The following is a 254-nucleotide window of genomic DNA, read 5'->3' on the forward strand; positions in this document are numbered from 1 at the left end:
CTTTTAATCAGGGTGTCCCGCGTTCGAGTCGCGGATAGATCACCAAAAAGGTGGCGACATAGCCAAGTGGTAAGGCAGTGGACTGCAACTCCTTGATCCCCAGTTCGAATCTGGGTGTCGCCTCCAAAATATTCCAAGGTAGCTCAACGGTGGAGCAACCGGCTGTTAACCGGTAGGCTGTGGGTTCGAGCCCCACCCTTGGAGCCAAAAAAAGCCGAAGTGGCGGAACTGGCAGACGCACAGGACTTAAAATC

At 53.9% G+C, this 254-nt stretch carries 2 tRNA genes; both read left to right on the plus strand.

Annotated elements, in window-relative coordinates:
• The first annotated feature begins 52 nt into the window (after nt 1-52).
• A tRNA-Cys gene (locus tag KGF48_RS20130) sits at nt 53-126 on the plus strand.
• A gap of 6 nt (nt 127-132) precedes the next feature.
• Nucleotides 133-207, plus strand: a tRNA-Asn gene (locus KGF48_RS20135).
• The last annotated feature ends 47 nt before the right edge of the window (nt 208-254 follow it).

Source organism: Clostridioides sp. ZZV15-6388, assembly GCF_020657755.1.
Classification (GTDB): Bacteria; Bacillota; Clostridia; order Peptostreptococcales; family Peptostreptococcaceae; genus Clostridioides.